This window comes from Bacillus sp. Leaf49, from assembly GCF_001426125.1.
Taxonomy (GTDB): Bacteria; Bacillota; Bacilli; order Bacillales; family Bacillaceae; genus Bacillus; species Bacillus altitudinis.
The window spans coordinates 116,531-142,756 of the sequence record NZ_LMRK01000024.1; the positions used below are offsets into that span (position 1 = coordinate 116,531).

The 26,226-nt window shown below is 40.6% G+C and carries 26 protein-coding genes; 14 read left to right on the forward strand and 12 right to left on the reverse strand.

The features are described 5' to 3' along the window. Positions 1-16 precede the first annotated feature (16 nt). Positions 17-1,360, reverse strand: a complete 1,344-nt coding sequence (gene brnQ / locus ASG46_RS18200) for a branched-chain amino acid transport system II carrier protein (RefSeq protein ID WP_008343088.1) — start codon at positions 1,358-1,360, stop codon at positions 17-19. 202 nt (positions 1,361-1,562) lie between these two features. Here brnQ and ASG46_RS18205 point away from each other — a divergent pair, with 202 nt between their 5' ends. The 6 genes from ASG46_RS18205 to ASG46_RS21185 all read left to right on the forward strand — a co-directional run bounded on the left by ASG46_RS18205 (position 1,563) and on the right by ASG46_RS21185 (position 7,185). Further along, entirely contained in the window at positions 1,563-2,705 is a 1,143-nt protein-coding gene (locus ASG46_RS18205) for a cysteine desulfurase family protein (protein ID WP_017367857.1), read from the forward strand. A gap of 4 nt (positions 2,706-2,709) precedes the next feature. Beyond that, positions 2,710-3,915: a tRNA uracil 4-sulfurtransferase ThiI gene (thiI, locus tag ASG46_RS18210; RefSeq protein WP_007501769.1), complete on the forward strand. Its 1,206-nt coding sequence runs from the start codon at positions 2,710-2,712 to the stop codon at positions 3,913-3,915. An 88-nt stretch (positions 3,916-4,003) separates the two neighbouring features. After that, positions 4,004-4,216 carry an alpha/beta-type small acid-soluble spore protein gene (locus ASG46_RS18215; protein ID WP_003216385.1) on the forward strand — a complete coding sequence of 71 codons (213 nt, stop codon included), beginning with the start codon at positions 4,004-4,006 and terminating at the stop codon, positions 4,214-4,216. A gap of 221 nt (positions 4,217-4,437) precedes the next feature. Then, a complete protein-coding gene (gene mbcS / locus ASG46_RS18220) occupies positions 4,438-6,018 on the forward strand; it encodes an acyl-CoA synthetase MbcS (protein WP_056705515.1) in 1,581 nt (526 codons plus the stop codon). Between the two features lie 137 nt (positions 6,019-6,155). Next, complete coding sequence (locus tag ASG46_RS18225; protein WP_048001839.1) at positions 6,156-6,770, forward strand: LysE/ArgO family amino acid transporter; 615 nt, start codon at positions 6,156-6,158, stop codon at positions 6,768-6,770. Positions 6,771-7,014: 244 nt separating this feature from the next. Beyond that, positions 7,015-7,185: a hypothetical protein gene (locus tag ASG46_RS21185; RefSeq protein ID WP_017367852.1), complete on the forward strand. Its 171-nt coding sequence runs from the start codon at positions 7,015-7,017 to the stop codon at positions 7,183-7,185. 52 nt (positions 7,186-7,237) lie between these two features. Here the strand turns inward: ASG46_RS21185 and ASG46_RS18235 are convergent, their stop codons facing one another. Continuing rightward, positions 7,238-7,669, reverse strand: coding sequence for a MarR family winged helix-turn-helix transcriptional regulator (locus tag ASG46_RS18235; RefSeq protein ID WP_008343103.1), 432 nt, complete (start codon positions 7,667-7,669; stop codon positions 7,238-7,240). A 119-nt stretch (positions 7,670-7,788) separates the two neighbouring features. Between ASG46_RS18235 and ASG46_RS18240 the strand changes: the two genes are divergently transcribed. Beyond that, positions 7,789-8,376 (forward strand): NAD(P)H-dependent oxidoreductase, encoded by a 588-nt coding sequence (locus tag ASG46_RS18240; protein ID WP_008343104.1) that lies wholly within the window; start codon positions 7,789-7,791, stop codon positions 8,374-8,376. 105 nt (positions 8,377-8,481) lie between these two features. Continuing rightward, positions 8,482-9,831 carry an amidohydrolase family protein gene (locus ASG46_RS18245; protein ID WP_056705520.1) on the forward strand — a complete coding sequence of 450 codons (1,350 nt, stop codon included), beginning with the start codon at positions 8,482-8,484 and terminating at the stop codon, positions 9,829-9,831. A 40-nt stretch (positions 9,832-9,871) separates the two neighbouring features. Here ASG46_RS18245 and ASG46_RS18250 read toward each other — a convergent pair whose 3' ends face one another. Both ASG46_RS18250 and ASG46_RS18255 read right to left on the reverse strand, forming a co-directional pair. Next, complete coding sequence (locus tag ASG46_RS18250; protein WP_056705522.1) at positions 9,872-11,809, reverse strand: ABC transporter permease; 1,938 nt, start codon at positions 11,807-11,809, stop codon at positions 9,872-9,874. Continuing rightward, entirely contained in the window at positions 11,799-12,560 is a 762-nt protein-coding gene (locus tag ASG46_RS18255; RefSeq protein WP_056705525.1) for an ABC transporter ATP-binding protein, read from the reverse strand. Before ASG46_RS18255 ends, ASG46_RS18250 begins: the two co-directional genes overlap by 11 nt. 298 nt (positions 12,561-12,858) lie before the next feature. Here ASG46_RS18255 and ASG46_RS18260 point away from each other — a divergent pair, with 298 nt between their 5' ends. Both ASG46_RS18260 and ASG46_RS18265 read left to right on the forward strand, forming a co-directional pair. Further along, positions 12,859-13,203 carry a PadR family transcriptional regulator gene (locus tag ASG46_RS18260; RefSeq protein WP_035391131.1) on the forward strand — a complete coding sequence of 115 codons (345 nt, stop codon included), beginning with the start codon at positions 12,859-12,861 and terminating at the stop codon, positions 13,201-13,203. Next, on the forward strand, positions 13,194-14,438 hold the full coding sequence (locus ASG46_RS18265) for an FtsW/RodA/SpoVE family cell cycle protein (protein WP_046344207.1): 1,245 nt from the start codon (positions 13,194-13,196) through the stop codon (positions 14,436-14,438). Before ASG46_RS18260 ends, ASG46_RS18265 begins: the two co-directional genes overlap by 10 nt. Positions 14,439-14,512: 74 nt before the next feature. Here the strand turns inward: ASG46_RS18265 and ASG46_RS18270 are convergent, their stop codons facing one another. From ASG46_RS18270 to ASG46_RS18305, 8 genes are all read right to left on the reverse strand, one after another. After that, positions 14,513-15,517, reverse strand: a complete 1,005-nt coding sequence (locus ASG46_RS18270; protein ID WP_019743716.1) for a sensor histidine kinase — start codon at positions 15,515-15,517, stop codon at positions 14,513-14,515. After that, positions 15,517-16,206 carry a response regulator transcription factor gene (locus ASG46_RS18275; RefSeq protein ID WP_017358287.1) on the reverse strand — a complete coding sequence of 230 codons (690 nt, stop codon included), beginning with the start codon at positions 16,204-16,206 and terminating at the stop codon, positions 15,517-15,519. The genes ASG46_RS18270 and ASG46_RS18275 overlap by 1 nt, the downstream gene beginning before the upstream one ends. A 109-nt stretch (positions 16,207-16,315) precedes the next feature. Next, the gene (locus tag ASG46_RS18280; RefSeq protein WP_052320471.1) at positions 16,316-17,236 is read right to left on the reverse strand and encodes an iron-hydroxamate ABC transporter substrate-binding protein; all 921 of its coding nucleotides are present in this window, start codon (positions 17,234-17,236) and stop codon (positions 16,316-16,318) included. 191 nt (positions 17,237-17,427) lie between these two features. Next, a complete protein-coding gene (locus ASG46_RS18285; protein ID WP_007501749.1) occupies positions 17,428-18,027 on the reverse strand; it encodes a response regulator transcription factor in 600 nt (199 codons plus the stop codon). Continuing rightward, positions 18,024-19,160, reverse strand: a complete 1,137-nt coding sequence (locus tag ASG46_RS18290; protein WP_056705528.1) for a sensor histidine kinase — start codon at positions 19,158-19,160, stop codon at positions 18,024-18,026. The genes ASG46_RS18285 and ASG46_RS18290 overlap by 4 nt, the downstream gene beginning before the upstream one ends. Before the next feature lie 117 nt (positions 19,161-19,277). Beyond that, a complete protein-coding gene (locus tag ASG46_RS18295) occupies positions 19,278-20,327 on the reverse strand; it encodes a fatty acid desaturase (protein WP_008343127.1) in 1,050 nt (349 codons plus the stop codon). Positions 20,328-20,516: 189 nt separating this feature from the next. Further along, complete coding sequence (locus tag ASG46_RS18300; RefSeq protein ID WP_056705567.1) at positions 20,517-21,959, reverse strand: DEAD/DEAH box helicase; 1,443 nt, start codon at positions 21,957-21,959, stop codon at positions 20,517-20,519. Positions 21,960-22,075: 116 nt separating this feature from the next. Next, on the reverse strand, positions 22,076-22,879 hold the full coding sequence (locus tag ASG46_RS18305) for an NAD kinase (protein WP_017358281.1): 804 nt from the start codon (positions 22,877-22,879) through the stop codon (positions 22,076-22,078). A gap of 447 nt (positions 22,880-23,326) precedes the next feature. On the opposite strand from ASG46_RS18305, the gene sppA reads away from it, so the two are divergent. The 4 genes from sppA (at position 23,327) to ytfJ (ending at position 26,141) form a co-directional block, all read left to right on the forward strand. Further along, entirely contained in the window at positions 23,327-24,328 is a 1,002-nt protein-coding gene (gene sppA / locus ASG46_RS18310) for a signal peptide peptidase SppA (RefSeq protein ID WP_008343134.1), read from the forward strand. A 14-nt stretch (positions 24,329-24,342) separates the two neighbouring features. Then, entirely contained in the window at positions 24,343-24,867 is a 525-nt protein-coding gene (locus ASG46_RS18315; protein WP_056705531.1) for an RDD family protein, read from the forward strand. A gap of 99 nt (positions 24,868-24,966) precedes the next feature. Next, on the forward strand, positions 24,967-25,674 hold the full coding sequence (locus tag ASG46_RS18320) for a DUF2953 domain-containing protein (RefSeq protein WP_008343138.1): 708 nt from the start codon (positions 24,967-24,969) through the stop codon (positions 25,672-25,674). Positions 25,675-25,688: 14 nt separating this feature from the next. Further along, positions 25,689-26,141, forward strand: coding sequence for a GerW family sporulation protein (gene ytfJ / locus ASG46_RS18325; RefSeq protein ID WP_007501733.1), 453 nt, complete (start codon positions 25,689-25,691; stop codon positions 26,139-26,141). Positions 26,142-26,226: the final 85 nt, after the last annotated feature.

The window sequence follows — 26,226 nt, forward strand, 5'->3', positions numbered from 1 at the left end:
TTTTGATTTGCGATGATTATGAGGCAAGTTGCTTTGGTGGGCTGGTAAACATGGAAATAAGTACACCAATCACAGCACCGATAATAGCTGGTATGATCCAGCCAATGCCTAAATCGTAAAACGGAACAATTGATTTCAAGATGCCAGGCAATCCGCCTAGATTCACTTCGGCAGCTAATAATCCATCAATAATGGCAAAGAAACCAGTAAAGATGAGAGAAGTAATATAAATGATTCTTCTGCCGTTAATCCAGCGGTCAAGGAACGATAATAAAATAATGACAATGGCCAGTGGATAGATCGCTACGAGTACAGGCACCGACAGAGAAATGATCTGTGCGAGTCCAAGGTTTGCAACCAGTGTACTAAATAAAGAGACGATCAGAACGACTGTGCGATAAGACAGGCTAGGGAAGAGCTTTGAAAAATATTCTCCACAAGATGAAATAAGTCCAACACTAGTCGTTAAACAAGCGAATAAAATGGCTGCGCCAAGAACAATGTTACCAGCAGAACCGAATAAAAAGTTGGCAGAAAGTGAAAGTAGTTTTCCTCCTTCATTTGCTCCAACCATTCCCGTGGCATCGGGGCTTGAAGCGCCCACATAAGCAAGTGAAATGTACACGAGTGCCAGTCCAACAGCTGCTACGAGTCCTGCCTTAATACAAGCTGCTGCAAGAGATTTTCGCTCTGTGATGCCTCTGTCCTTAACAGCTGTCACCACGACGATTCCAAAGACGATAGAAGCAAGTGCATCCATTGTTTTATAGCCTTCTAAAAATCCAGTGAAAAGCGGATTTGCCTCATATGTTTTATCTGGAGCACCGATCATTCCCATTGGCGTAGCAATGGCTTTAATGACAATAATAGCAATAACAGTTAATAAGATCGGTGTCAAAATTTTACCAATACGATCAACCAGCTTTGAAGGATTTAACGCAAGCAAGTATGAAATAGTGAAAAACACTACGGTAAAGATGAATAGTGGTACCCATGAAGTGGCTTGGGCACCTGAGAGAAATGGAGCTAATCCTATCTCATACGAAACCGTACCAGTTCGCGGAATGGCGAAAAATGGTCCAATGGATAAATACAGAATCACGGTGAAGATAGTCCCGAATTTAGGGTGTGCTTTATCGGCAAGGCCTTTGGCTCCGGTACCAGTAAGGGCGACAGCAATAACCCCTAATAGTGGAAGACCTACGCCTGTAAGTAGGAATCCGCCGATGGCAAGCCATACGTTTTCACCAGCATATTGTCCAAGAACAGGCGGGAAAATCATATTTCCTGCGCCAAAGAATAATGCAAAAAGCATTAGTCCAATAGCCAATGTTTCTTTTATACTTAAACTATTTTTCAAAATAGTCCCTCCTCAATCAGTGTATTGTGTCAAATTTAAATATTCTGACAATTTAGGTGTTTATATGACAATTGCACTATGGATGATATAGTGAAAATGAAAAGTTGTCAACTGCCATTTTCAGAAAATTCTCTGTCTGACTTCATTATGGTAACATATAAATGCATTTATTTTTTAAGTTTTTTTGTAAGGAGTTTAAGATATGATTTATCTTGATAATAGTGCCACAACAAAGCCTTATCCAGAGGTTTTACAAGTACATCAGCAAGTGAGTGAGCGTTTTTTTGGGAATCCGTCTTCGCTGCATCAACTTGGAATTGATGCCAGCCGTCTATTAAGTGAAACGCGAAAACAAATCCTTCACTATACAGGCTTTACACAATATGAGATTATTTTTACTTCAGGTGCAACAGAAGCAAATAACATTGCCATCAAAGGGGCTGCTCTTGCCAAGATGAACCGAGGCAGACATATTGTCACAACAGCGATTGAGCATCCATCTGTCATTGAATCGTTTGAACAGCTGAAAACATTATTTGGCTTTGATATTTCCTATATTCAAGTAAATGAGCATGGCCGTGCAGATATGACGCATTTAAAAGAAGTGCTTCGCCCTGATACAGTGCTTGTCAGTCTCATGCATGTAAACAATGAAACAGGCGTGATTCAGCCGATAGAGGAAGCGGCAAGCATCATTCGCACGTATGCCAAAGAGGCGATTTTTCATGTCGACGGCGTACAAGGAATTGGCAAGGTTCCGCTGCCTAAAGAGATGGATATTGATCTTTTAACGATGTCAGGCCACAAGATTCACGGCCTGAAGGGAACAGGTGCCCTCTTTTTAAAGAAAGAGATCGTGCTTGCCCCTTTTATCACAGGAGGAGAGCAAGAACTTGGCCTTCGCTCAGGGACTGAGAACCCTGCTGGAGCTGTCAGCTTAGCAAAAGCCATCAAGCAATCATTTGAACATTTAAACAAGCATCATGATGAGATGATCGCTTTAAAAACAGAGCTAGAGCAGCAGCTTGGAAAGATAGAAGGCGTCGTCATAAACACACCGCTGACGCATAGCGCACCGCACATTGTGAATTTTTCAGTGCCAGGTATTCAAATTGAAGTCCTTCTGCATATGCTCGAAAAAGAAGGCATTTACGTTTCGACAACGTCTGCTTGTTCTGCTAAGAAAAAGGAACCAAGCCGTGTCCTGCTGGCGATGGGAAAATCAGAAGAAGCAGCCAAAAGCAGCATGAGAATCAGTTTGACATATGGACAAGGACCAGAGCTAGCGCCGCAAATCATCACATCGATCGCACAAAGTGTGAAAAAATTAAAAGGAATGAGATAACAACATGAAGTATGACCATATTTTAGTCCGTTTTGGTGAGATTTCAACAAAAGGGAAAAATAGAAAGAAATTTATCGAAAAACTAAGACAGCATATCCGGTTTGTATTAAAAGACTTTGAAGCATTAAAGTATGCATCTGACAGAGACCGCATTACGATCATGCTAAACGGAGAAGACCCTGAACCGATTTCAGAACAGCTTAAAGGTGTATTTGGCATTCAAAGCTTTAGCCTGGCTGTGAAATGTGAGACAAATCTTGATGCCATCAAAGAAGCGGCACTCTCAGCGGTTCAGGAAGTGTATGAACAAGGAAATACATTTAAGGTCTCAACGAAACGCTCTTATAAACAATTTGAGCTTGATTCAAATGAAATGAACCGAGAAATTGGTGGACATGTTCTAAGGAATACAGACAACTTAACCGTTAATGTGAAACAGCCAGATGTTCACTTGCGAATTGAAATAAGAGAACACGCGACGTACATTACATTTAAAGATGTAAAAGGTGCAGGCGGACTGCCAGTTGGTTCAAGCGGAAGAGCGATGCTGATGCTCTCTGGCGGCTTTGACAGCCCAGTGGCCGGCTATCAGGCAATGAAACGAGGCATTCAAATTGAAGCTGTTCATTTCTTTAGCCCACCTTATACAAGTGAGCGTGCCAAGCAAAAGGTCATTGATCTAGCGGAATGCTTAGCTGCCTATGGAGGCGAAGTCAAGCTTCACATCGTTCCTTTTACAAAAATTCAAGAGCTCATTCACAAACAAGTACCAGAAAACTATACGATGACTTCAACGAGAAGAATGATGCTCAAAATTGCAGATAAAATAAGAGCCAAGCGTGATGCGCTTGCCATTATTACAGGTGAAAGCCTTGGTCAAGTGGCAAGTCAGACACTTGAAAGCATGTATGCCATTAATCATGTCACAAACACACCGATCATTCGCCCGCTGATTGCCGTGGATAAGAATGACATTATCGAAGAAGCGAGACGAATTGGCACATATGAGACAAGCATTCAGCCATTTGAGGATTGCTGCACGATCTTTACGCCGCCATCTCCAAAAACAAAACCAAAACTTGAAAAAGTAGAACGCTACGAAAGCTTTGCTGAATTCGAGCCAATGCTTGATGAGGCAGTGGAGCAGATCGAAACAATCGTTGTCACAAATGAAAAGAAAGCAGCTGACAAATTCGCTGATTTATTCTAAATAAAAATTTCATAATAATTACCATAAAATCAATCGCATGAAGTCATGTGTTTCTACACATTCTATATTCACAAGGAGGTGAGAACACATGGCTCAACAAAACAGACAAAGCAGTTCTAATCAATTAGTCGTTCCAGGCGCTGCACAAGCGATCGACCAAATGAAGTACGAAATCGCTTCAGAATTTGGCGTAAACCTTGGACCAGAAACAACAGCTCGCGCTAACGGATCAGTTGGTGGAGAAATCACTAAGCGTCTTGTATCTTACGCTCAACAACATATGGGTGGCGGATCTTTCTAAGACACACAATTAAAAAGCTATGGCTTATGAGCGGGTTTATTCCCGCTCTTTTTTTTGTACATAAATTGTTAGAATATTTTTAAAAAAGAAGACTAAATGAAAAAATTATGGCATAATACTAGGAGTAGGTCCTAATTCAAGCATTTTTCAGTTATGAGTGTTAGAATAGGTAAATTGAAACATGATTCGTTTCATAGAAAGAGGCTAAAAGGAGCTGTACCATGAAAAGAGAAGACTTAATTGCACCAGAACAATATAACTTAGTCAGTGAGATTGAAGCGTTCAGTCATGACCAGGAGAAAATCGCCCTGCACTGGCAGGACGGGAATGGCCATGAAGCGCATGTGACATATGCAGCATTAGTAGAAGAGGCGAATAAAATTGGTCATGTTCTATTAAATGCAGGCTTTAAAAAAGGCGATAAAATCATTGTGATGGTGCCTCGTATGCTAGAGGCATACAGCATTTATTTAGCCATTTTAAAAACAGGAATGGTTGTAATTCCTTGTTCAGAAATGCTTCGCGCTAAAGATATAGATTACCGAATTGAGCATGCAGAAGCAAAAGGAGCGATTGTTTACGCATCATTCATTCAATCGTTTGAAGGAACCAACCAGCCAAAAGATTTCAAAACATTCTCGATTGGTGAGAATGATCATGGCTGGACAAACATTGTTGCGCAAAAGGAAGAGCAGTCAAGCGAGTTGAAATTGGCAGACACAACACGTACGGACATGGCATTTCTCTCTTATACATCAGGCACAACAGGTAATCCCAAAGGGGTTGTTCATACACACGGCTGGGCGTATGCACATTTACGTACAGCGGCCAAAGCATGGCTCTCCATTAATGAAGGGGATAAAGTATGGGCAACAGCAGGACCAGGCTGGCAAAAATGGGTGTGGAGTCCTCTCTTATCTGTTTTAGGAAGCGGAGCAGAAGGTTTTGTTTATGGAGGAAAGTTTAATCCGGATACGTACTTAGAGCTGCTTCAAAAAAATGAAATCAATGTTCTATGCTGTACACCAACAGAATATCGATTTATGGCAAAAGTGGATGACCTCAGTCAGTACGAGCTACCCAAATTGCATAGTGCTGTTTCTGCGGGAGAGCCGCTCAACCGTGAAGTCATCGATACGTTCAAAAAACATTTCGATATCGAAGTGCGAGATGGTTACGGGCAAACAGAAAGCACACTGCTAGTCGGGGTGCTGAAAGGAATGGACATCAAGCCAGGCAGCATGGGCAAACCAACACCAGGCAATGAAGTAGAGATCATTGATGAGAATGGCCAGATCTGTGCTCCAGGAGAAATAGGTGACATTGCCGTTCATCTTGAAACGCCGGCTTTATTCAAGGAATACTACAAAGATGCAGAGCGTACAAAGGCGCAGCGCCGCGGGGATTACTTTATTACCGGTGACCGTGCGAAAAAAGATGAAGACGGGTATTTTTGGTTTGAAAGCCGCAGGGATGACATCATCGTCAGCTCAGGTTATACAATTGGTCCATTTGAAGTCGAAGATGCACTGATTAAACACCCAGCAGTGAAAGAATGTGCGGTTGTGGCAAGTCCAGATGAAATCAGAGGATCAATCGTGAAAGCATACGTCGTCCTGCGAGATGCATCTGCACAAAGCGATGAGCTGATTAAAGAACTGCAAACACACGTGAAAAATACAACAGCACCGTACAAATATCCAAGAGAAATCGAATTCATTGACGAGCTACCAAAAACTCCGTCAGCGAAAATTCGACGTGTTGAGCTGAGAGAAAGAGAGCTTGCACGAAAATCATCATAACAGTAGAAACAATAAGCGTCTGGATGGAAAATCATCTAGCGCTTTTTTTATTGGACAAATCAAATATGTAAAATTGGTTCATGATGTTTTATGTTAAAATGTGTAAGGATGACTTGAAAAAGGAGAATGTTCTGAAAATGTCGATTGCGATAATTCATGGGATTGTGCTTGCCTTTGGTCTTATTTTACCTTTGGGCGCACAAAATGTATTTGTATTTCAGCAAGGAGCCCTTCAGCCTCGATTATATCGCGTACTGCCTGTGGTCATTACAGCTGCTCTCTGCGACACACTTTTAATTACTTTAGCTGTCATTGGGGTTTCGGTTGTTGTACTCACCATTCCTATCTTGCAAATAGGTCTTTTTATCATTGGATTTTTCTTTTTACTTTATATGGGGTGGTCAGTTTGGAACACGAGCTCCGCAACAGGTAATCAAGAAAAGATGGACTTGATGCCTATGAGAAAACAAATCGTATTTGCCTGTTCCGTTTCCCTATTAAATCCTCACGCGATTCTCGATACAATAGGAGTGATAGGGACGAACTCTCTTCAATATCATGGGGCGGAAAAGGTGGCATTTACCGCAGCCTGTATCATTGTCTCGTGGTTATGGTTTATGGGTCTTGCCCTTCTCGGGAAAATGTTAGGAAAGCTAGATACAAACGGCAAGTGGATGAACCGGATCAATAAAGCATCAGCCGTCATGATCTGGCTGGTTGCATTATATATCGCCTATCAGCTTATTGGATAAAGGATACATAGAGCAAAAGAGACGTGATGCATGAAAATGAGTGCTGAACATGTCATGGGAAAAAGCGTTGGATGGAAAACATCTGGCGCTTTTTTGTTGTCTACTGTCTCGGGGCAAGCATCAGTTACACCCCGTTCATTTATCTCAGACATACTGACAATTCAATTACCTGAAGGAAATGATCAAAATAGAATGTATGCTACACTATAAAAAAATGTATTTTATTGGATGTGGAGGTTTTCAAATGGCTCATAAAGAACAGCATAAAGGGGCAGTGCTTGCTGTCTTGGATACGTTTGGTGTACCAGTTTTGCTGTGGAATTTATATAAGAATACGAATAAAACATTGAAGCTGATGATCCCGATTATTCCAATAGTAGGTTTCATCACGTATCTTTTAGCATCTCTTTACTAATGTGTTCAAAAATCATTTGCATGAGCGATACGCTCATGCTTTTTTCATTCGATCATTTTTTGAAGATGGTTTGATTTAATAGACGGAGAGCTTGTACGATATCATCCATTTGATTTCGGTCAGAGGAAGAAAGGCTGTCCATGAGCATGGATTCAATTTGTTGAAATGCTTTGTCCATACACGCACGGCCTTTTTTAGACAGCATAATGACATGTTTTCGCTTGTCATCTTTATCTTCTTGTCTATCAATGAATTGTTTTTCGTGAAGCTTTTTCAATTCTCTGCTGACATTCGGAAGAGACATGTGCTGACAATCGGCGATTTCGCTAGGTGTTAGCGGCTCACTGACGGCTAACTGCTCCAGAATCAAATATTGTAGAGTGGTTAGATCAGATGGTTTGATCTTGCTCATCATAGCATGTTTCAGCTCAGAAAAAGTAGAAGCAAATGTGACAAACTCTTTGAAAAAATGTGGGTTTTTCATTATGTTTCACCTCCTACGTACCATACCAAATTTATTATCAAAAAACAATTATCATTTGACAACTAAAAAAGAGGGGTGTATGCTTTTGGTTATCAAATGATAACTAAAGGAGCCGAGCCATGAATGTACTCATTATTTATACTCACCCCCATCACAATAGTTTAAATGGTGCTTTTTTTAAAGAAATCCTAAAGGGCAGTGAAGAAAATCCAAACGTTCAAGAAGTGAGAATCATCGATTTATACCAAGACAAATTTGATCCTGTACTTATTTTTAATGAAGAGAAAAAAAGACGTGATATGCATAAGGACCCTGAGATTCAAGAATATCAAGAGAAAATCAAATGGGCAGACAACATCGTGTTTGTTTATCCGATTTGGTGGGGGCGGCCGCCAGCCATGTTGCTTGGTTTTATTGATCGCATGTTTGCAGCGAACTTTGCTTATCGTCAAACAGGCGGGCTGCTTCCAGAAGGCTTGTTAAAAGGAAAGAGGGCTGTATGTGTTTCGACAATGCAAGGACCGACCCACTATCCTTTCTTCTTTTTGCAAAATGCCCACAAAATCTTAATGAAACGAGCTCTTTTACAATATGTCGGGATTAAACCGGTGAAATTCTTTGAATTTGGCATGATGGAAAGTCCAAAAGGGAAGCATGACGTGAAATTAAAACGGATATACAACTATTTTCGGAATATCAGCTCATAAAACCACATTCCTTGAGTCACTTTTCTTCTAATTTGAACCTGTTATGTCTTAAAATGACAGAGAGAGTGAGTGAATCATTCTCTTTATTTGAAAAGGGGGATATGGATGAAGAAAACATTGTTTAAAGATGCGGCTCTTATCACACTTGATCCATCTTTAGGTTTTCTGGAGAAGGGAGATCTATTAATTGAAGGGGCACATATTGTAGAAGTCGGACCTTCGATTGAAGCAAGTGGTGCTGATGTTGTGGATGCGTCTGACATGGTCATCATGCCAGGGCTTGTGGATACCCATCGTCATGTGTGGCAGTCTGTCATACGGGGGATCGGAACAGATTGGTCTTTGCAAACGTATTTGAGCAAAATTTATTATGGCAACTATGGGGCGATGAGACGTCCATCAGATGATCGAATTGCTAATTATTTAGGCGCATTAGAGGCATTAGATGCAGGAGTGACCACGTTTTTCGACTGGACGATGATCAATTCTATGGATCATACAGAAGAACTCATTGGAGGTTTAAAAGATGCGGGTATTCGAGCGGTCTTTGGTTTTGGTACCTCTGGAGATGCAGCGTATTGGGACAGAGAGAGTACGCTCACGAATATGGAAGACGCAGCCCGCGTGAAACAAAAACATTTTCAATCATCGGATCAGCTGTTGACGATGGGACTTGCCATTCGTGGACCTGAATTTTCTTCATGGGAGACGACTGTCTTTGAAATTGAAACAGCGAGATCACTAGATGCATTATGCAGTATGCACATTGGCTTTGGAAATTGGGGAGCAGCGGATCGATCGATTGAGCGGCTTCATCAAGCAGGGCTGCTCGGGCCTGATTTGAATATGGTGCATATCAATGCAATTGATGCAGATCAAATGAAGATGTTAGCTGACAGCGGAAGCTCCATCTCGATTACACCTGAGATTGAAATGATGATGGGACACGGATATCCTGTCACAGGGCTCGCCATTGAAAATGGCGTTCTGCCAACGCTTGGTGTAGATGTGGTGACAGCGACAAGCGGAGATTTGTTTGCTCAAATGAAATTCGGACTACAGGCGGAACGAGCGATTCAAAATCAATCTTTATTGATGGAAGGGACGATGCCAGGGCCTGAACTTGGATTGTCTGCACAGCAAATGCTTGAAGCAGCCACTATAAACGGGGCTCATGCCTTGAAGCTTGATGACAAAATCGGCTCGCTCACACCTGGAAAAGAAGCTGATTTTATCTTGATCGATCGGACAAGCATGAATCTTCTTCCGATGACAGATCCAGCTGGGGCAGTTGTGCAAACGGCACACCCTTCAAATGTTGATTCTGTCTATGTGGCTGGAAAAGCAGTGAAACAAAATGGGAAGCTAGTTGGAGTGAACTTAGAAGAGGTCAAACAAAAAGCTTATGCGGCAAGAGATCATATTTTATCGCATCAGTTTGAATCAACAAAATGACGTGCAATATCCCCATAGGCCACTGCCTATGGGGAATACTTTACAACGATTCTTTAATGACTTTTTTATAATATTGGACAGATAGGAATCCGAAGACGGAGTATAAAACGGTATAAATCGCCATGACAATCAGCATAGGTGTCCACAGTTCGCTACCAAATAAAAACCAGCCAGATTGTACAGCAAAGTAGCTGTGCAAGAGCCCAACGAGAAGCGGAATGCCAAAGTTGAAAAGCTGTTTGAGCCGAATGCCTTTTAAGAGATCTGTCTCCGTAAAACCAAGCTTACGCAGAATCGTGTATGAGCTTTGTTCCTCTTCGCTTTCATTCATCTGCTTAAAGTATAAAATACAGCCTGATGTGACAAGGAAGCTGAGACCTAAAAATCCGACTACAAACATCATCAATCCGATGGTTTGTTTTTGCTGCTGAGCTGAAGCCAATTGAGACATGCTGTTGTCACCTAGTTTTAAAGAAGTAAACACATCATTCGCTTGTTCAAGGTTTTGATCATCTTTTATATTGACTGCGTGATATTGATTATTCTCAATCTGAAGTTTAGGATCTTTCTGCTGGTCAAGCTGCTCAAAGACACTTTGACTGACGACAGCAACAGGTAGACCACCAAACGTGAAGTTGTAAGAAATGAGGTAATCTTTTTTCATATCAATGACCTTTAAATCAAGGGGTTTCTTAATAAGTAGTTTCACATCACCTGAACTTTGAATCGGCATGAATTTCTTCAATAAATCACTGTAGCCGCTTAAGATGACTTCGTTGCTTTTCACATGAATATTTGGTGCGTTTTTTTCACTGATCACAGGTAGAGTTAAGACACCTGGATCATTATTCATATTTTTAATCTCTGAATCCATGATCTTTTTTGCGTCAAACTTCGCTTGAATGACCTTGAACTGCTTTGTTTCATACGCAATATGTTTGTCAGAAAGTGCACGAGTAAAGGTGTTGGCTTCTTTCTCAGATCCCATGACGAAATGTGAAGGGATCTGTTGTTCAGCGGTTTTTTCTGCTGAGTAATAGGAAATGTAGCTTAAAGATAACAACCCGATGGCAAGCGCAGATACCGTTGTAATAATCGTTAAAAGCAGTGCGTTTGATTTTAACCGGAACATAATAGATGACAGAGACAGGACTTCATGAATGGCGAGATAGCCATTTTTTCGTTTGCGTACGATATTGGCAATGAACGAAACAGAGCCTTTATAGAAAAGAAAGGTACCGATAATGACAGAGGCTAGAATATAAATCATCGCTAAAAGTAACGCAAGCATGGACGTATATGTGCCGGTAAAAAGCTGAGAAGAAATATAATAGCCTGAGCTGATGAATGCAATGCCTAGAACCCCAATGATGATTTCAAACACAGAGATTTTTTTCACACGCTGTTCTGTAGAAGACGTGGTTCTAAATAAAGATAAAATCGTCTGTCTATTAATAAACCATCGATTTCTTAACATAATTAATCCATAGATGACGAAAAAGACGATCAGTGTCTGCAAAAGGGCCATGCCTGAAAAATGCAGGTTGGCGATGGCGTTCACGCCGGTTACTTTAAATAGCACCATCAGCATGAGTTTTGAACCGATAAATCCAGCTATGATACCAATAGCCATGGAGACCACGTATAGGATAAAGTTTTCTGCATTGAGTAGTTTGGCAATTTTTTGTTTCGTCATGCCAATGAGCTGCAGGAGACCTATTTCTCTCCCTCTTCGTTTAATAAAAATGCTGTTCGCATATAACAGGAAGATTCCTACAATGGCAATGAGTAGTACTGAAGCGGCTTTAATCGACGCACCGCCCTTAATGGACCCCTTTACATCATCAAGTGCTGGTGAATACTGCAAGGTGACAAAGGAAAAATAGAGCGCCACACTAAATACAAGTGCAAACACGTATAAATAGTAATTTTTTAAGTTTTTCTTCAGATTGCGGAAGACGAGCTGATTAATGTTCATGCTTCACACCGCCTAAAACACCTTGCGTTTTCATAATATCCTCGAAAAACATCTTTCTCTCTAGTGCGCCTTTATTCAATTGTGTATAGATCTGTCCATCTTTGATAAAAATCACTCGTCTTGAATAACTGGCTGCAACAGGGTCATGGGTCACCATGACAATGGTTGCTTGGCGCTTGTGATTGAATTCTTGCAGCTTGTTCAGTAAGTCAGACGCAGATTTGGAATCAAGTGCTCCGGTTGGTTCATCAGCAAAAATGAGGCTTGGTTCGTGAATAAAGGCACGAACCGCAGATGTCCGTTGCTTTTGTCCCCCAGACAGTTCATTTGGATATTTGTCTCGTAGTTCATAAATCCCCATATCCTCTGCAAGCTGTTGAAAGCGTTCAAAAGCTTCTTTTTTAGGCGTTTTGGAGATGGATAATGGCAAGAGGATGTTCTCTTTAACCGTGAGTGTATCAAGTAAGTTATAATCCTGAAAAACAAAGCCAAGCTGTTTCTTTCTAAATTCAGCGAGCTGCTGATCTTTCATTTGCGTCATTTCTGCATCCGCGATCCGAATCGATCCGCTGGACACATGATCAATCGATGACAATACGTTCAAAAGGGTCGTTTTCCCCGAGCCTGATGGCCCCATGATGCTGACAAATTCTCCAGCTTCTATCGTCAAATCAATGCCTTTCAGCACCTCTTGTTTATTGAATTTATTTCCATAGCTTTTATATAACTTGCGAGCTTCTAAAATGTTCATCTGTCGAACCCCTTTTTTATTTAATTGATATCTCTAGTATAAAAAGAAGCCGATCAGACTTCCTGCGATTTGGCGAACAAAACAGACGAGCATGTGACATTGTTGTCACATGCTTGTTTCATATGTCAAAGCCTTATGTAGAATTCAGATTGTTATTCAATTATTTTATCTGTTTTTCGCTATGATGTATCAAATTTCTTGTTTTTTTCTGATGAACCTTTACAGAGTATTTGATTTCATGTAAGATATGCATATCAAATATATGCATAGTAAATCTATGTATTAGGGGTGACCATGGATGAAAGTGAGTAAAGAGCTTCTAAAGGGGAGTACAGCTACCCTTATTTTAAGCTTGTTAAATGAAAAGCCGATGTATGGATATGAAATGATTAAGGAATTGGAGTCGAAATCCGAAGGGATTTTTAGCTTTAAAGAGGGGACGATATATCCTATTTTGCACACTTTGGAGGGGAAAGGATTTATTGTGTCTTACTGGGGCGAAGGGAATGGCAATCGAAAAAGGAAGTATTATCGGATTAATGAACAAGGCAAAGCGTTTATGAAGGAAAAGAAAGAAGAATGGACTGTGTTTAAAGATGCAGTAGATGGCGTTTTGAACGGGGAGAAAGTCGTATGGGACTAGAGAAAAAGTTTGAACAATATATCAAAAATGTGTGTAAACGAATCAAAAATAAAGACGTACATGCAAGTATAAAGCTTGAGCTTCGTGATCATTTATACACGCTGAAAGAGGAAGCGGTCAGTGCGGGCATGTCAGAAGAAGAGGCGGTAGATCAAGCGCTCGATCAAATTGGAGATGCAGCCATACTCGGAATGCAGCTTCATGAAACACACAAAACTCAAGTTGACTTTAAAACGATACTTCTTGTATTAGCTACTTGTTTATTTGGGCTGTTTGTAATGTATTATTTTCAGTTTCATTCTCATTTACTTCATTTTCAAGACACGAATATCTTTTATAAAAGTCTCATTTACTATGTATTTGGTCTTGCGTTGATGCTTGGACTGTTTGCTTTTGATTATCGGCGCTTTTTACCCTATTCATGGCATTTATACATAGGAACGATTGGAATGCTGATTCTTACAATGATGATTGGGACAAGAGTGAACGGTATTCTCTTTTTAAGCTTAAATAATGGATCGATCAATCTGACTGAAATTTTTCCATTTCTGATGATTATTTCGTTAGCTGGCATTTATCAATCTTGGAATTGGAAGAATGGTTTCAAGTCCTGGCTAGGGTTAGCGATTGTCACTTTACCCATTATTTTATTACATATAGTCGGATCTCTTTCTGCAACCATCACCTTTATGGTCATATGCATAACGATGATGTATGTATCTCATGCAAGAATGAGACAGCTTATTCCGTTTACAGCAGCAGGTATTGTCTATCTCATTGTTCAATTATTTTCTCTGTATCAAGCTGATATGGCCCACTTTTACCAATACTCACTTCATGAATTTAGCTCAAATGGTTTTCAAATAAATCCGTACGCATTGTATGATGTTCACACTGATTGGATGTTGACGTATATCATTTATTCATTCGGATGGTTTGCAGGATTGGCCGTTCTTATGTTGTTTGTGACTTTGATTTATAGAGTAGTTCATACAGCGAAACGAGTTCAATCTGCTTATGGCAAAATATTAATGATTGGTTTGGCAACCACATTTGCAGCAAAATTTATCTTAAGTATTTTCACAAACTTTGGATTATTGCCTATATCAGGAGTTTCCATGCCTTTTATGAGCTATGGGGGATCTCATATTCTTCTAGAAATGATGTCAGTCGGGCTGCTAATGAGTATTTATAGAAGGAAACAGCTAGGAGAAATATGCCGTGAAGTAGCGTGATATGGCTGTATAAAATCACCCAATCTCTTCAATGCATCGTTGGATGAAGAGATTGGGTTTCTTGAACTGTATGTTCACATGCTTGCAATATGCACAAAATCATTCTTTTTCGGAAAAATAAAGGTGAAAGTTGTCCCTTGATCTAATGTGGAGTTGACCTCGATCGTGATATGAAGAGCGTCAGCTCCCTTTTTTGTTAAATAGAGCCCCATGCCTGTGGAGGCCGTGTCATTGTGATGTCTTGTGGAGGTAAAGCCTTTTTCAAAAATACGGGACACGTCTCTTGGGTCAATTCCTCTGCCTTGATCTGTGATGGTGAGCACCACTTGTTCGTTCATTTGTTTGCTTTCGATGATAATGTCAGATGATTGGCTGTACTTGACGGCGTTTGTCAGCACTTGTCTGATCATAAAGGATAACCATTTTGTGTCACTTAATACGTCTCGCTCTTCTAATAAAAGGTCAAAGCCAATTCCTTTTTGCATACACCACGATTGGAGCGCTTTGATTTCTTTCGTTAGCATGTTTTGGAGATCCAGTTTTTCAATAAATAAATCATTTTCAATATGTTGGATCCTGCTTTGATGCAGCTGTGCATCAAGGAGTAAATGTATTCTAAGCCATTCATATGTCATATTTGATTTGAGCGGCTGTTCTGTTATGCGGTCAATCATTAAGTGCATCGCCGTGAGCGGCGTTTTCACCTCATGTATCCATGAGAGCAGTTCATCTTTTTCTTCTTCCAGCGCAGTCTTTTGCTTAGCCGTCATCTGGCGGTATCGGTCGATTTGCTCTGACGCTGCCTCCTGTACAATTTGTTCAAAGGGGGAAGAGGGTTTGAGACGCATTTGATGGTCTATATTTTCGTCCCATTCTTTCAGTTGCATGTAATAAGCAGTTTCTTTCCGGTAACGAAAAAAAAGAAAAACAATGAAGAGTAATGTAGACAAAAGCACGATATAAAAAAGAGAAGCGAGTGGAATCGTTGTATCCAAATATGCAACAAAGAGAATGAGAAGCTGCAAACTAAGAAAGAACAAGATCCAGCTTCTTCGTTCTTTTAGAAATGCTTGCAGCATCATTGATCATCCTTTTCTTTTGCAAGATAACCTTGACCCACCTTTGTTTCAATGAAGGTGCCAAGGGAGATTTCGTCTAGTTTTTTTCTAAGGCGGTTGACGTTTACAGTGAGTGTATTGTCACTCACGAATCGTTCATCGTCCCATAAAGCTTGGATGAGAGATTCCCTTTTGACGATATGGTTTTTATGCTGAATCAATTCTTTGAGAATAAAAAACTCATTTTTTGTTAATTCAATCTCACCGTTTTCATTTGTCACTGTATTATTTTCGAGGTCAAGGGTAGCGCCGCACCAGACTTTTAAGTTGGCTGGTTCCGCATTGTAATCATGGACTCGGCGAAGAACAGCACTTACTTTGGCGATGAGAACGTCAAAGTGAAAGGGCTTTTGTACAAAATCATCAGCTCCAAGCTGCATCGACATGACCATATCAGCAGGATGATCACGAGAGGAAAGAAAGATGATGGGCACATTAGAATGATGCCGAATCATCCGGCACCAATGAAAGCCATCGTACTTTGGTAGCTGAATATCAATAATGACTAAATCAGGCTGGATGGAAGTGAACTCCTGCATGACCTGTTGAAAATTGTTGATCCCATACACATCATAAGACCAGTTGACTAAACGTTCTTTGATTTCTTGGAAGAGGGTTGTATCATCCTCAATCAGCAAAATTTTAAACAAAACGAGCACCACACTTTTTGAATTACTTGTACATCATTGTAGCGGAAAACAGGCACTCCCGCTAGAAGCAGACAGTAAAAAAGCAAGGGAAGAGATCCCTTGCTTCGGTTTATTTACCTAAAAAGTGCTTTTTAAAGAATGATAATTGATATTCAAGTGTGAGTGGGTCATTAAAGTAAAACTCTTCCGCATTTGCTTCATACACACGATGTTTTTTCACAGCAGGAATGGACTTATAGATTTCACTGTTTTGATAGGAATTGTCCATCTCGCTGTTTTTGCTAATGATCATATAGTCTCCGGCAAATTCAGGGATGACCTCTTGTGATACCGCATAATAACCAGCTTTTAATGCTTTTTCTTTTACTTTTTCAGGCATTTTTAGTTTCATTGCTTGGTAGAGGATTTCTGTTCCGCGACCCCATGCATCTCCAAAGACGTAAAGGTCTTTTGTGCCGCTTTCAAAGACAGATACGGTTGCATCTTCACCAATTTTTGCTTTGATTTCTTTGCCAGCTTCAGCTGCACGCTGTTTGAAATCCTTGACCCATGCTTTTGCTTCTTTTTCTTTGTTTAAGACTTTTCCAATTTCAATATGCTGCTGAAGGTAATCGACTTTGTTATACGTGAATAAAACAGTTGGGGCGATTTTTTTCAGTTTTTCTACATTTTTTGCACCGCTTAAACCGATGATGACATCAGGCTTTAGCTTCATGATTTTTTCTACATTTTCATCGGATACTTCTTCCACATCTTTTAATTTCTTTTTGAAACGTGGATTCTTTTTTGACCAAGAGTCAACACCCACAAGGTTCACACCAAGTGACAAGACATTTCCTGTATAAGAGGCGAGAACAACAACACGTTTTGGATTTGCTGGCAGCTTCACAGGTCCATTTTCAGATTGATATGTAATCGTGTCCGATGACGTTGATTGCTTTCCTTTATTTGAGGAAGAGTTGCTGCTATTGCCACATGCGCTCAACGCAAGTACGAAGATGAGCATCAGAGGGAACAATATTTTCTTCATGAATGTAAACTCCTTTGAAATCGGCACATCAGCCGTGTATTTGGTTGTATGAGTGATAATGATAATTATTATCACTCAGATATCATACCATAGAAGTGAGGTTTGTTGTCAATGATATTTTAGCAGTGGATAGAGGAATTCTGATAAAAAGAAAAAAAGATCAAGGCAGTGGTATGACCTGATCTTTTTTCTTATTTAAACCAGCCTTTTTCTTTGGAACGAGTAATGGCCTCAATTCGGTTTTTGACTTCTAGTTTATCTAAAATAACGGATATGTAGTTTCGGACAGTGCCGCTTTTAATGCTGAGTTCCTTGGCGATTTCTTTTGTGTTTTTTCCATCTGCGACGAGTTCTAGAACCGACTTTTCTCGTTCAGTTAAAGGATTTTCGTCGCTATACAAGTCTTCCATTAATTCAGGGGCGTACACCTTTTTCCCTTTCATCACGCTTCGGATGGCACTTGCTAAATCCTCGCTTGGGCTGTCTTTCAGCATGTAGCCGCTAACGCCAGCTTTCAGTGCTCTTTGAAAATAGCCAGAACGGGCAAAGGTTGTTAAAATGATGATCTTCACATCAGACTTTTTAAGTTCTTCAGCGGCATCGAGACCAGATTTTCCTGGCATTTCAATATCCATTAAACAAATGTCGACAGGATGTTTTTGAGCAAAATCAATGGCGTCCTGGCCGTTTGTACCTTTTCCAACAACCGTCATATCGTCTTCTAAATCGAGAAGCGATCCAAGAGCACCGAGCAGCATTTGCTGATCCTCTGCGATAAAGATGTTAATCATTTTATTTCCTCCTTATCTTTCGCTGCTGAATCATTTGGAATACTCATGATCAGCTTCGTCCCGTCTTTTGTTTCAATGTGCAGGCGTCCATTTGCAAATTCCAATCTTTCTCTAATCCCTAAAAGGCCATGTCCCTTCGTTTGAGAGGATGGATCACCGCCTTTAAATGTGCCGTTATCCTCAACTGTAATGACAGCTTCCTTTGACTTTTGATGAATGGTGATTTGACAGACAGTGGCGTCGCTATGTTTGACGACATTCGTTACGGCTTCTTTGATGCACATGCTCACAATGTTTTCGTTCAGAAGAGAGATGTGTTTCGGCGCTTCCTTTTCATCATAAATCATGTCAATATCGGCGGCTTCAAGGATTTGCTTGATATTCAATATTTCATCTTTGATCCGAATGCCTTTCATGGAAGAAACAATTTTCCGCACTTCATTAAGAGACGTTCTAGCTGTCTGTTGGACGCTTTTTAATTCGGCGCGTGCCTGTTCAGGGTCTTTATACACGAGTTTACGGGCAAGGTCACTCTTTAAACCGATAAGAGAGAGTTTTTGTCCAAGTGTATCATGCAGGTCACGAGCAATGCGCTGTCTCTCTTCAATTTTGACAAGATCGGCGATCCGCTCATTGGCATATTCTAATTTCTCTTCTAGCCGTTCACGTTCCTTCCTGCTTCGAATGCTAAGAGGGAGGAGGATGGCGCTGATCAGTGTAATCACGACAAACGGAATTTGTGTGAGAAACCATCCCTTTTTTAAAATCAAGCTAAAGTTCACTGCTACGGCGGCGCTCCCTAGATGAATATAGTATAAGATATAGAAAGGGACTTTTCTTTTGATATGCCCGTTGAAATAGGCGATACAAAAAGCAAAATAAATGTAGCTGTAGAGCATCACATAACCAGTCGAAATGGCGATTAATAGAAGGCCGAATACATATAACGACCAGCCCTTTGAGACAAAGGCAAAACGGTAGACCGCAAAAAAGACGACGTTTAAAATAATGCCGATCACAATGCCTAAAGTCGAAGGGGTCTTAAAGATAAAATAAAAGGGCAGGATGAAAAAAATCGCCCAAATATATGGGGAAATCCCATGCAGTTTTTGAATTTTAAGTTGTTTTTTCATCCGTGATTCACCTTTTTCATTTTTTCAGTCTTTTTCACTACTTTATCAAATTGAACAGATGAGCGCATCCTGCAAATACAACAAGCTCCTTCTATTGTAAGAAAGAGCTTGCGCCAATTATGCATTCTTCTTCAGAATGTCTCCTTTTATGACAGGGGTGATTCTAGTCTGACGTGCTTCTTTAAAGGTCACAAATGCTTTCGTCTCTTCATCCCATAGTCTGAATTTCATCGACTCAATACTAGTCTTTAACGTGATGGTTGGCACATTTTTAAGTGGTTCACTGTGTTCATGGGCATGTTCTAAATGATAATTCGGTACCCTCGGGCTTAAATGATGGACATGGTGGTAACCAATATTGCCTGTTAACCATTGAAGAAGCTTTGGCAATTTGTAAAAAGAACTGCCTTCTACAGCTGCCTGCACATAATTCCAATGTTCATCTGCTTCAAAGTAAGAATCTTCAAATGTATGCTGCACATAAAATAACCATACACCGATTGACCCTGAGATCAGGAAGATTGGACCTTGGACAAGCAGGAACTCCTGCCAGCCAAAAAGAAGACACGTTGCAGTTGCTAGCGCAATGATGCTCACGTTTGTGAAATACGTGTTCCAGCGCTCTTTTTTACGAGCATTTTTGACGTTGAAACGGTTTTTTAAGAGAAAAACAAAGATCGGTCCTAAAATAAACATCACAAAAGGATTACGGTAAAATCTGTAGCGAAATTTCGTCCAAGCTGAAGCTTCTTGATATTCTTTGACTGTCAGGAGCCAAATGTCGCCAGTACCTCGTTTGTCTAGATTACTGCTTGTGGCATGGTGAATTGAATGATCTCTTTGCCATTGAAGATAAGGGAAAAGGGTGAGTACGCCCGTTACAAAACCGAACAGGTGATTCAGCGGCTTCTGTTTAAAAAAGGATTGATGGCAGCAGTCGTGAAAAATAATAAAGACACGTACTAAAAAACCAGCTGCAATAACCGCAAAGAAGAGGGTTAAAAGGTAGGAGATGTTCAGGCTATAATAGGCAAGAAACCAAAGCCCCAAAAATGGAATGAATGTATTAAAGAGTTGAATGATACTTTTTTTCGAATTAGCACCAGAGAATTGGCCAACTTGTTTTCTTAAAGTGGCTTGCTGCTGTGTGTTGGTTGAAGTCGTCATGAACGTTCAAGTCCTTTCCGTTTCTTTCTACTTCAAAGTATAGAAGGAAAGGTGTCATGCTCATAGTAGCACCCATCATGTATTCAATATGACATTTGTCATGTTGGACGCGGGAAAGGCTGATGGTTCAAGGGTTGTAAGCTTATTTTATTTTAAATAAAAAAAGTAAAGGCGCTTAGCCTTCACTTTTTATGCACGTGCTTCATGTACTTTTAACTGCTTGCCTTTAATCGTTGTGTGCCGCATGGCTTTTAGCACAAGAGGGCCTTTGCCATTTAAAATATCTACATATGTTTTCGTTTCCTGAATGGTAATAATCCCAATGTCATTAAACGCAACGCCGTCTATTTTGGCGATCGTTCCAACGAAATCAACTGCCCGGAGTTTCTTTTTCTTCCCGCCATTAAAATACAGCTTCATAATATCTTTTTCTATGCCGGCCTGCTTATTTTCCTTTTGAATCGGTGTTTCAATTTTTTCTTCAAAGCTTGCCACATGCTGTTCTGCTTCTTCTTTTGTAGGATAAGGCTGAATTTGAAAATGAATGCCAGCTTCCTCTTTTAATTCTTCAATGAGCGGCTGCCCGTGCCTTGTCATAAACGCAATCGTTTTTCCGCTTTTACCCGCTCTGCCAGTTCTTCCAGTCCGGTGAATGTAGCGTTCTTTTTCATATGGCAAGTCGTAATGAATGACATGTGTCATATCACTGACATCAATTCCTCGGGCTGCAATATCTGTTGCGATCAAATAACGGAATTCCCCGTTTTTAAATTCATCCATGACGGCAAAGCGGTCTTCCTGCCTCATCCCGCCATGAATCTTATCGCAAGGAACATCCCACTCATCTAGCTTCATCGTCAGCTCATTCACTCGCTCCTGCGTATTGCAAAAAATGATACAGCTATCTGGATTTTCAATGACAATCGTTCGTTGAAGTAATGAAAACTTGCCTTCTTCCTCGGTTTCAATCAACGTGTGGGTGATTTGCTGCTTCGTCGTTTCCTCCCGAGCAATCTCTATCACTTTTGGCGATTGTAAAAACTGCTCACTCAAATCCTTCATTTCATCAGACATCGTCGCTGAAAATAACATCGACATCCGCTTTGGCGGCAGATGCTGAATAATAGAAGAGACTTGATCAATAAATCCCATGTTCAGCATTTCGTCTGCTTCATCTAACACGAAAAATGACAGATTGTCTAAAGAAAGTGTCCCTTTTTCGAGGTGATCCAATATTCGTCCTGGCGTTCCGCACACAATGTGGTTCTTTTGTGCAAGCTCTATTTTTTGTGCTTGAAATGGAGCTTTTCCATAAATGGCGGCCGCTTTGATTCGTTTAAATCGTCCGAGGCTGGTCAGATCCTGTTTGACCTGCATGGCAAGTTCTCTTGTTGGGACGAGGATGAGGGCTTGAGGTTTATTCTCAGCCCAATCCACCATTTCACAAATTGGCAGACCGTAGGCTGCTGTTTTGCCACTGCCTGTCTGAGATTTGACAATGAGGTCCTGCTTTGAAAAAGCAACGGATAATGTCTCGTGCTGGACGGGTGTAGGTGTATGGAAATGAAGCGCTTCTAGCGCTTGTTTCAATTCATCGCTTAATGGATATTGATCAAAATGTTGTAATGGCATCGTGTTCTCCTTTTCGTACATGTATACTTGTGACATCATACCATATCTTTTCAAAGACACCATGACCTTGAATGAAAAGGCATGAAAAAAAGCCCCGTAAAGGAGCTTGTCAATGATTAAAGGAATCTGCGTTTTACTTTTTCCCAATAGGAGTTATCTTTTAATTTGACCGTTTTGATCACTTTACCAGAAAGGCCAATATCAATTTGTTTGACATGTTTTGTACCTAGCGCTTCGTTATCAAGACCGATAATCGGATGGTCGTTACCGTCCTGAACAACCTTTAGTGTCAGCTTGCGGTCACTGCTTAAAATGAAAGGAGCTCCAAGTGTACGGTATGAGTTGTTATTCAGCGATGCCAGCTCGGTTACTTGCATACACGGAAGCATCGGATCCACCACGGCGCCGTTTACAGATTTATTGTAGGCCGTTGAACCGGTCGGAGTGGAAATAATCATCCCGTCGCCTCTAAAGGTTTCAAAATGGAAATCATCTATATACACATCGATGACAAATGTTTTAATGATGCTAGAGCGGATCGACAGTTCGTTTAAGCAATGGAACTGGTTTGTACTGTCAACGCTTACATCGATGATCGGATATTTTCTCACTTCAATTTGTTCAGTGTTCATGGCATCAATCATTTGATCAAAATGTTCTAACGAAAAATCGCAGTATAGGTGCGAATTCTCTGTTTTTGATACCCCTACATACAAGCAGTCATCCCGGAAGTTCGTTTTGCGAACCGCTTGAAGAAATGTACCATCTCCACCAATTGAAGCAATGATATGGGCATCTTCTGCACGCTTTACGACGTGAAAGCCTTGATCGGTAGCGAGCTTCTCCAGAGAAGAAATGTGTCCATCCAATTCATGATCTTTTTTGTAAAAGAAAAATACATTGCGACGATTGTCTGTCATTGACGTTCTCCCCTTTGTTGTCAAAAATAGATTTCGAGTAGTAAAGGGCTTACATAAAAACCCTTGCTCACATTTTACACTTTTTTCATATGAAAGTAAAAATATTAGAAAGACGCTTCATCATGATAGAGGCTTCCATTTGAGAAATGAGTCATTGTAAGTGATTAGACAACGCTGACTTTGAGCATAATTTAATAGCTCATTTTGGAGGCTAGAGAGGTCTGGGCGTTTCGTTGTGGAGATGATCTGAGCTATTAGATGTAGGAAGAGGATAAAATAACCAATTTTTCGTCATGATGAGCAAATGATAGAAGATGTAAAGTTGATCGTCATTTCACATCGGTGCTATCATATGTTGAAATGAAATGTAAAAAAACCACAGTTCCTGTGAAACATTTCATGTGTGTATTCGTATGAACGAAGTGAGACAAAAAGGAGGAGAAAGAAATGAATGCGAAAAGATGGGTAGCCTTAATCATTGCACTTGGTGTTTTCGGCTTTTCGATTGTGATTAGTATCACGACGGCCTTGTATGAAAGCTTCAATGATAATAAGATGAGCTATCAATTCGGGGACGAAATCGAAGAAAAGGTACTAGAGGATGGCAGCGGAGCGAGTAAAATTGCTGTACTTGAGATTAATGGTACGATTCAAGATAACGGTGGTGCATCCAGCCTTTTAGGCGGGGAAGCATATGATCATCGTGCGTTCTTAAAAGAATTAGACAAAGCAAAAGACGATGCGTCTGTGAAAGGTGTCTTGCTGCGTGTCAACTCTCCTGGCGGCGGTGTCTATGAAAGTGCTGAAATACATAAAAAATTAGAAGAAGTAAAGAAAGCGAAGAAGCCAATTTATGTTTCCATGGGTTCAATGGCGGCTTCTGGCGGCTATTATGTATCCACTCCAGCGAAAAAAATCTTTGCTTCACCTGAAACGTTAACAGGCTCTCTAGGGGTCATCATGCAAAGTTTGAATTATGCAAAGCTGGCAGATAATTTAGGCATCAAATATGAAACCATTAAAAGTGGAAAATTCAAAGACATCATGTCTCCAAATCGTGATATGACAAAAGATGAGCGTGCTATCATGCAAAGCATGGTTGACAACTCTTATGAAGGCTTTGTGAAAGTCATTTCTGAAGGACGCGGCATGTCTAAGCAGGACGTCAAGAAAATTGCTGACGGCCGGGTCTATGACGGAACACAGGCGAAATCGAACGGATTAGTGGATGAGCTTGGGTACTATGAAGATGCACTAAAAGCAATGAAGAAAAATGAAAAAGGCCTAAAAGGAGCAAAGGTTATCAGCTATTCACAAAGCTTTGGCTGGAACTCTCTTTTCAATATGAGTGCAAGCAAGCTCTTTAAAAGCGAAATTGATTTTCTGAACTTAAAAGAAACACTGGCTGGCTCAAATGGGTCTAAACCGATGTATCTCTATTCAAAATAAAGGAGGGATCATAGATGGATTCTACATTCGATGAAGTAACGGAAAGTCTCAGCCAAGAGGGAGAATCAAGGCCGACTCTTGCGAAGCGCACTTCAATTGAAGCGCAGGCCTTTGCAGGTTTCTGGATTAGATTTTGGGCATTTATCCTAGATTGGCTCGTCGTATGGGGTGTTAACCATTTGACGGTTTCTCCAATCTTTAGTCTCTTTGGCTGGTCAAAAGGTGGAGGTTGGTTTTCCCCATTTTCCGTCACAACGACAATTGTCTTTCTGCTTTATTTTGCGATCATGACGAAGATTTTCCAACAAACACTTGGAAAGATGGTGTTTGGAATCAAAGTCGTCTCACTTCAGCCGGAGAAGAAGCTGTCATGGGATGTCATTTTCTTTAGAGAAATTGTGGGGCGATATATTAATACGCTTTTTGTTCTCTATGCTGTGGTTGGGTTCACGCCGAAAAAGCAAGGGGTTCATGACTACTTTGCAGATACGGTGGTTGTTCATGAACATTTATATGAAAAAACAGAATCAAACGCATAACCAAAGAGAGTTTGGCCGATACCGGTCAAACTCTTTTTTGTGTGATTGGGTATAAAATCCAGAAGGAGAGCCATAATCGTAGAGGAAGCATCATTTGTTATGGAGGAAGTGAGCACAGTGCTGTACGTTTGGATCGCAGCTTTTTTGTTCCTTGTGATCTTATTGATCTTTATGAAAGTGACCATTTCACTGGACTATTCACATGCAAATGACAATGACCATATTGCGGTGAAGATCATCACCTTATATGGAATCGTCAGACTGAAGAAAGACATTCCGATGGTGAAAGTGAATACGGAAGATCAAACGATTGATATTCGTGAAAAGAAAATGGCCAGCACCAAAACGCCTAATCAAGAAAAAGAAACCATGCATAAAAAAGTGGGAAAACGTGATGTGAAAGAAATCCTTCATCAAATGGAGCGTATTACAAAAGAGATTGTCGATCTAAACCGGATTATGCGAAAGTTCTTCATTCATATAAAAATCGTCTCATTTCACTGGTCCACATGGATTGGTTTTCATGACGCAGCTTTAACAGGTGTAGCAGCCGGTGGTGTGTGGTCAGTCAAAGGAGCACTTCTTGCCTTTATGCAGGAGCATCTCACCTTTAAGCACAAACCCGTCTATGAAGTGATTCCCGCTTTTCAGCACAATGTATCACAGACACACTTTGCATGTATAGCTTATTTTCGGATTGGACATGCTATGCTTGCAGCCATTCGATTACTTGTCCATTGGTTAAAAGGGAGAAAGGCGAGGAAAAATGCCTCTCTTCAAGCAACGAAGAATGAATCATCTGTTTAAGGAGGAACCCGAAAATGGCAGATCATCCAATCCAAGGTCTGATGAAGACAGCGATGGAAAACTTAAAAGAAATGATTGATGTGAACACGATCATCGGCGATCCAGTCGAAACCCCTGACGGCAGTGTCATTCTCACTGTGTCAAAGGTTGGTTTTGGATTTGCAGCCGGCGGCAGTGAATTCAACGGTAACCAAAAGAAAGAAAAACGGTCTGATGAACAAGAACGAAAAGAACCGAGACTCCCATTTGGAGGCGGAAGCGGTGGCGGAGTATCGATTACACCAATCGCCTTTTTAATTGTGGGAACAAATGGCGTTAGAATGCTTCATTTGGATGAACACACACATCTGCTCGATAAAATATTGGATTCTGCTCCTCAAGCAATTGAACGTCTTCAGCACATGTTTAAGAAGGATGAACGGGAGCATCGTCACAAAGAACGAAAACTAGATGACATAGACCTTTAAAAAGTTAGCTGCCCTGCAGTTAACTTTTTTTTCAAAATGGACGATTAGGCTTTGCAGTTTTTTGCTTTCTCTACTATGATAGAAC

What these genes read in the sequence shown, in the direction of transcription:
- ASG46_RS18260 (WP_035391131.1), top strand. Translation starts at nt 12,859, where the DNA reads ATGAAAGTGAGTAAAGAGCTTCTAAAGGGGAGTACAGCTACCCTTATT.
- ASG46_RS18290 (WP_056705528.1), bottom strand. Translation starts at nt 19,160, where the DNA reads ATGAAAAAACAACTTAAAATTCAAAAACTGCATGGGATTTCCCCATAT.
- ASG46_RS18295 (WP_008343127.1), bottom strand. Translation starts at nt 20,327, where the DNA reads ATGACGACTTCAACCAACACACAGCAGCAAGCCACTTTAAGAAAACAA.
- ASG46_RS18320 (WP_008343138.1), top strand. Translation starts at nt 24,967, where the DNA reads ATGGAGGAAGTGAGCACAGTGCTGTACGTTTGGATCGCAGCTTTTTTG.
- ASG46_RS18225 (WP_048001839.1), top strand. Translation starts at nt 6,156, where the DNA reads ATGTCGATTGCGATAATTCATGGGATTGTGCTTGCCTTTGGTCTTATT.
- thiI (WP_007501769.1), top strand. Translation starts at nt 2,710, where the DNA reads ATGAAGTATGACCATATTTTAGTCCGTTTTGGTGAGATTTCAACAAAA.
- ASG46_RS18280 (WP_052320471.1), bottom strand. Translation starts at nt 17,236, where the DNA reads ATGAAGAAAATATTGTTCCCTCTGATGCTCATCTTCGTACTTGCGTTG.
- ASG46_RS18235 (WP_008343103.1), bottom strand. Translation starts at nt 7,669, where the DNA reads ATGAAAAACCCACATTTTTTCAAAGAGTTTGTCACATTTGCTTCTACT.
- ASG46_RS18240 (WP_008343104.1), top strand. Translation starts at nt 7,789, where the DNA reads ATGAATGTACTCATTATTTATACTCACCCCCATCACAATAGTTTAAAT.
- ASG46_RS18245 (WP_056705520.1), top strand. Translation starts at nt 8,482, where the DNA reads ATGAAGAAAACATTGTTTAAAGATGCGGCTCTTATCACACTTGATCCA.
- mbcS (WP_056705515.1), top strand. Translation starts at nt 4,438, where the DNA reads ATGAAAAGAGAAGACTTAATTGCACCAGAACAATATAACTTAGTCAGT.
- ASG46_RS18255 (WP_056705525.1), bottom strand. Translation starts at nt 12,560, where the DNA reads ATGAACATTTTAGAAGCTCGCAAGTTATATAAAAGCTATGGAAATAAA.
- ASG46_RS18215 (WP_003216385.1), top strand. Translation starts at nt 4,004, where the DNA reads ATGGCTCAACAAAACAGACAAAGCAGTTCTAATCAATTAGTCGTTCCA.
- ASG46_RS18305 (WP_017358281.1), bottom strand. Translation starts at nt 22,879, where the DNA reads ATGACAGACAATCGTCGCAATGTATTTTTCTTTTACAAAAAAGATCAT.
- ASG46_RS21185 (WP_017367852.1), top strand. Translation starts at nt 7,015, where the DNA reads ATGGCTCATAAAGAACAGCATAAAGGGGCAGTGCTTGCTGTCTTGGAT.
- ytfJ (WP_007501733.1), top strand. Translation starts at nt 25,689, where the DNA reads ATGGCAGATCATCCAATCCAAGGTCTGATGAAGACAGCGATGGAAAAC.
- ASG46_RS18315 (WP_056705531.1), top strand. Translation starts at nt 24,343, where the DNA reads ATGGATTCTACATTCGATGAAGTAACGGAAAGTCTCAGCCAAGAGGGA.
- ASG46_RS18205 (WP_017367857.1), top strand. Translation starts at nt 1,563, where the DNA reads ATGATTTATCTTGATAATAGTGCCACAACAAAGCCTTATCCAGAGGTT.
- ASG46_RS18250 (WP_056705522.1), bottom strand. Translation starts at nt 11,809, where the DNA reads ATGAACATTAATCAGCTCGTCTTCCGCAATCTGAAGAAAAACTTAAAA.
- ASG46_RS18285 (WP_007501749.1), bottom strand. Translation starts at nt 18,027, where the DNA reads ATGATTAACATCTTTATCGCAGAGGATCAGCAAATGCTGCTCGGTGCT.
- sppA (WP_008343134.1), top strand. Translation starts at nt 23,327, where the DNA reads ATGAATGCGAAAAGATGGGTAGCCTTAATCATTGCACTTGGTGTTTTC.
- ASG46_RS18270 (WP_019743716.1), bottom strand. Translation starts at nt 15,517, where the DNA reads ATGCTGCAAGCATTTCTAAAAGAACGAAGAAGCTGGATCTTGTTCTTT.
- ASG46_RS18265 (WP_046344207.1), top strand. Translation starts at nt 13,194, where the DNA reads ATGGGACTAGAGAAAAAGTTTGAACAATATATCAAAAATGTGTGTAAA.
- ASG46_RS18300 (WP_056705567.1), bottom strand. Translation starts at nt 21,959, where the DNA reads ATGCCATTACAACATTTTGATCAATATCCATTAAGCGATGAATTGAAA.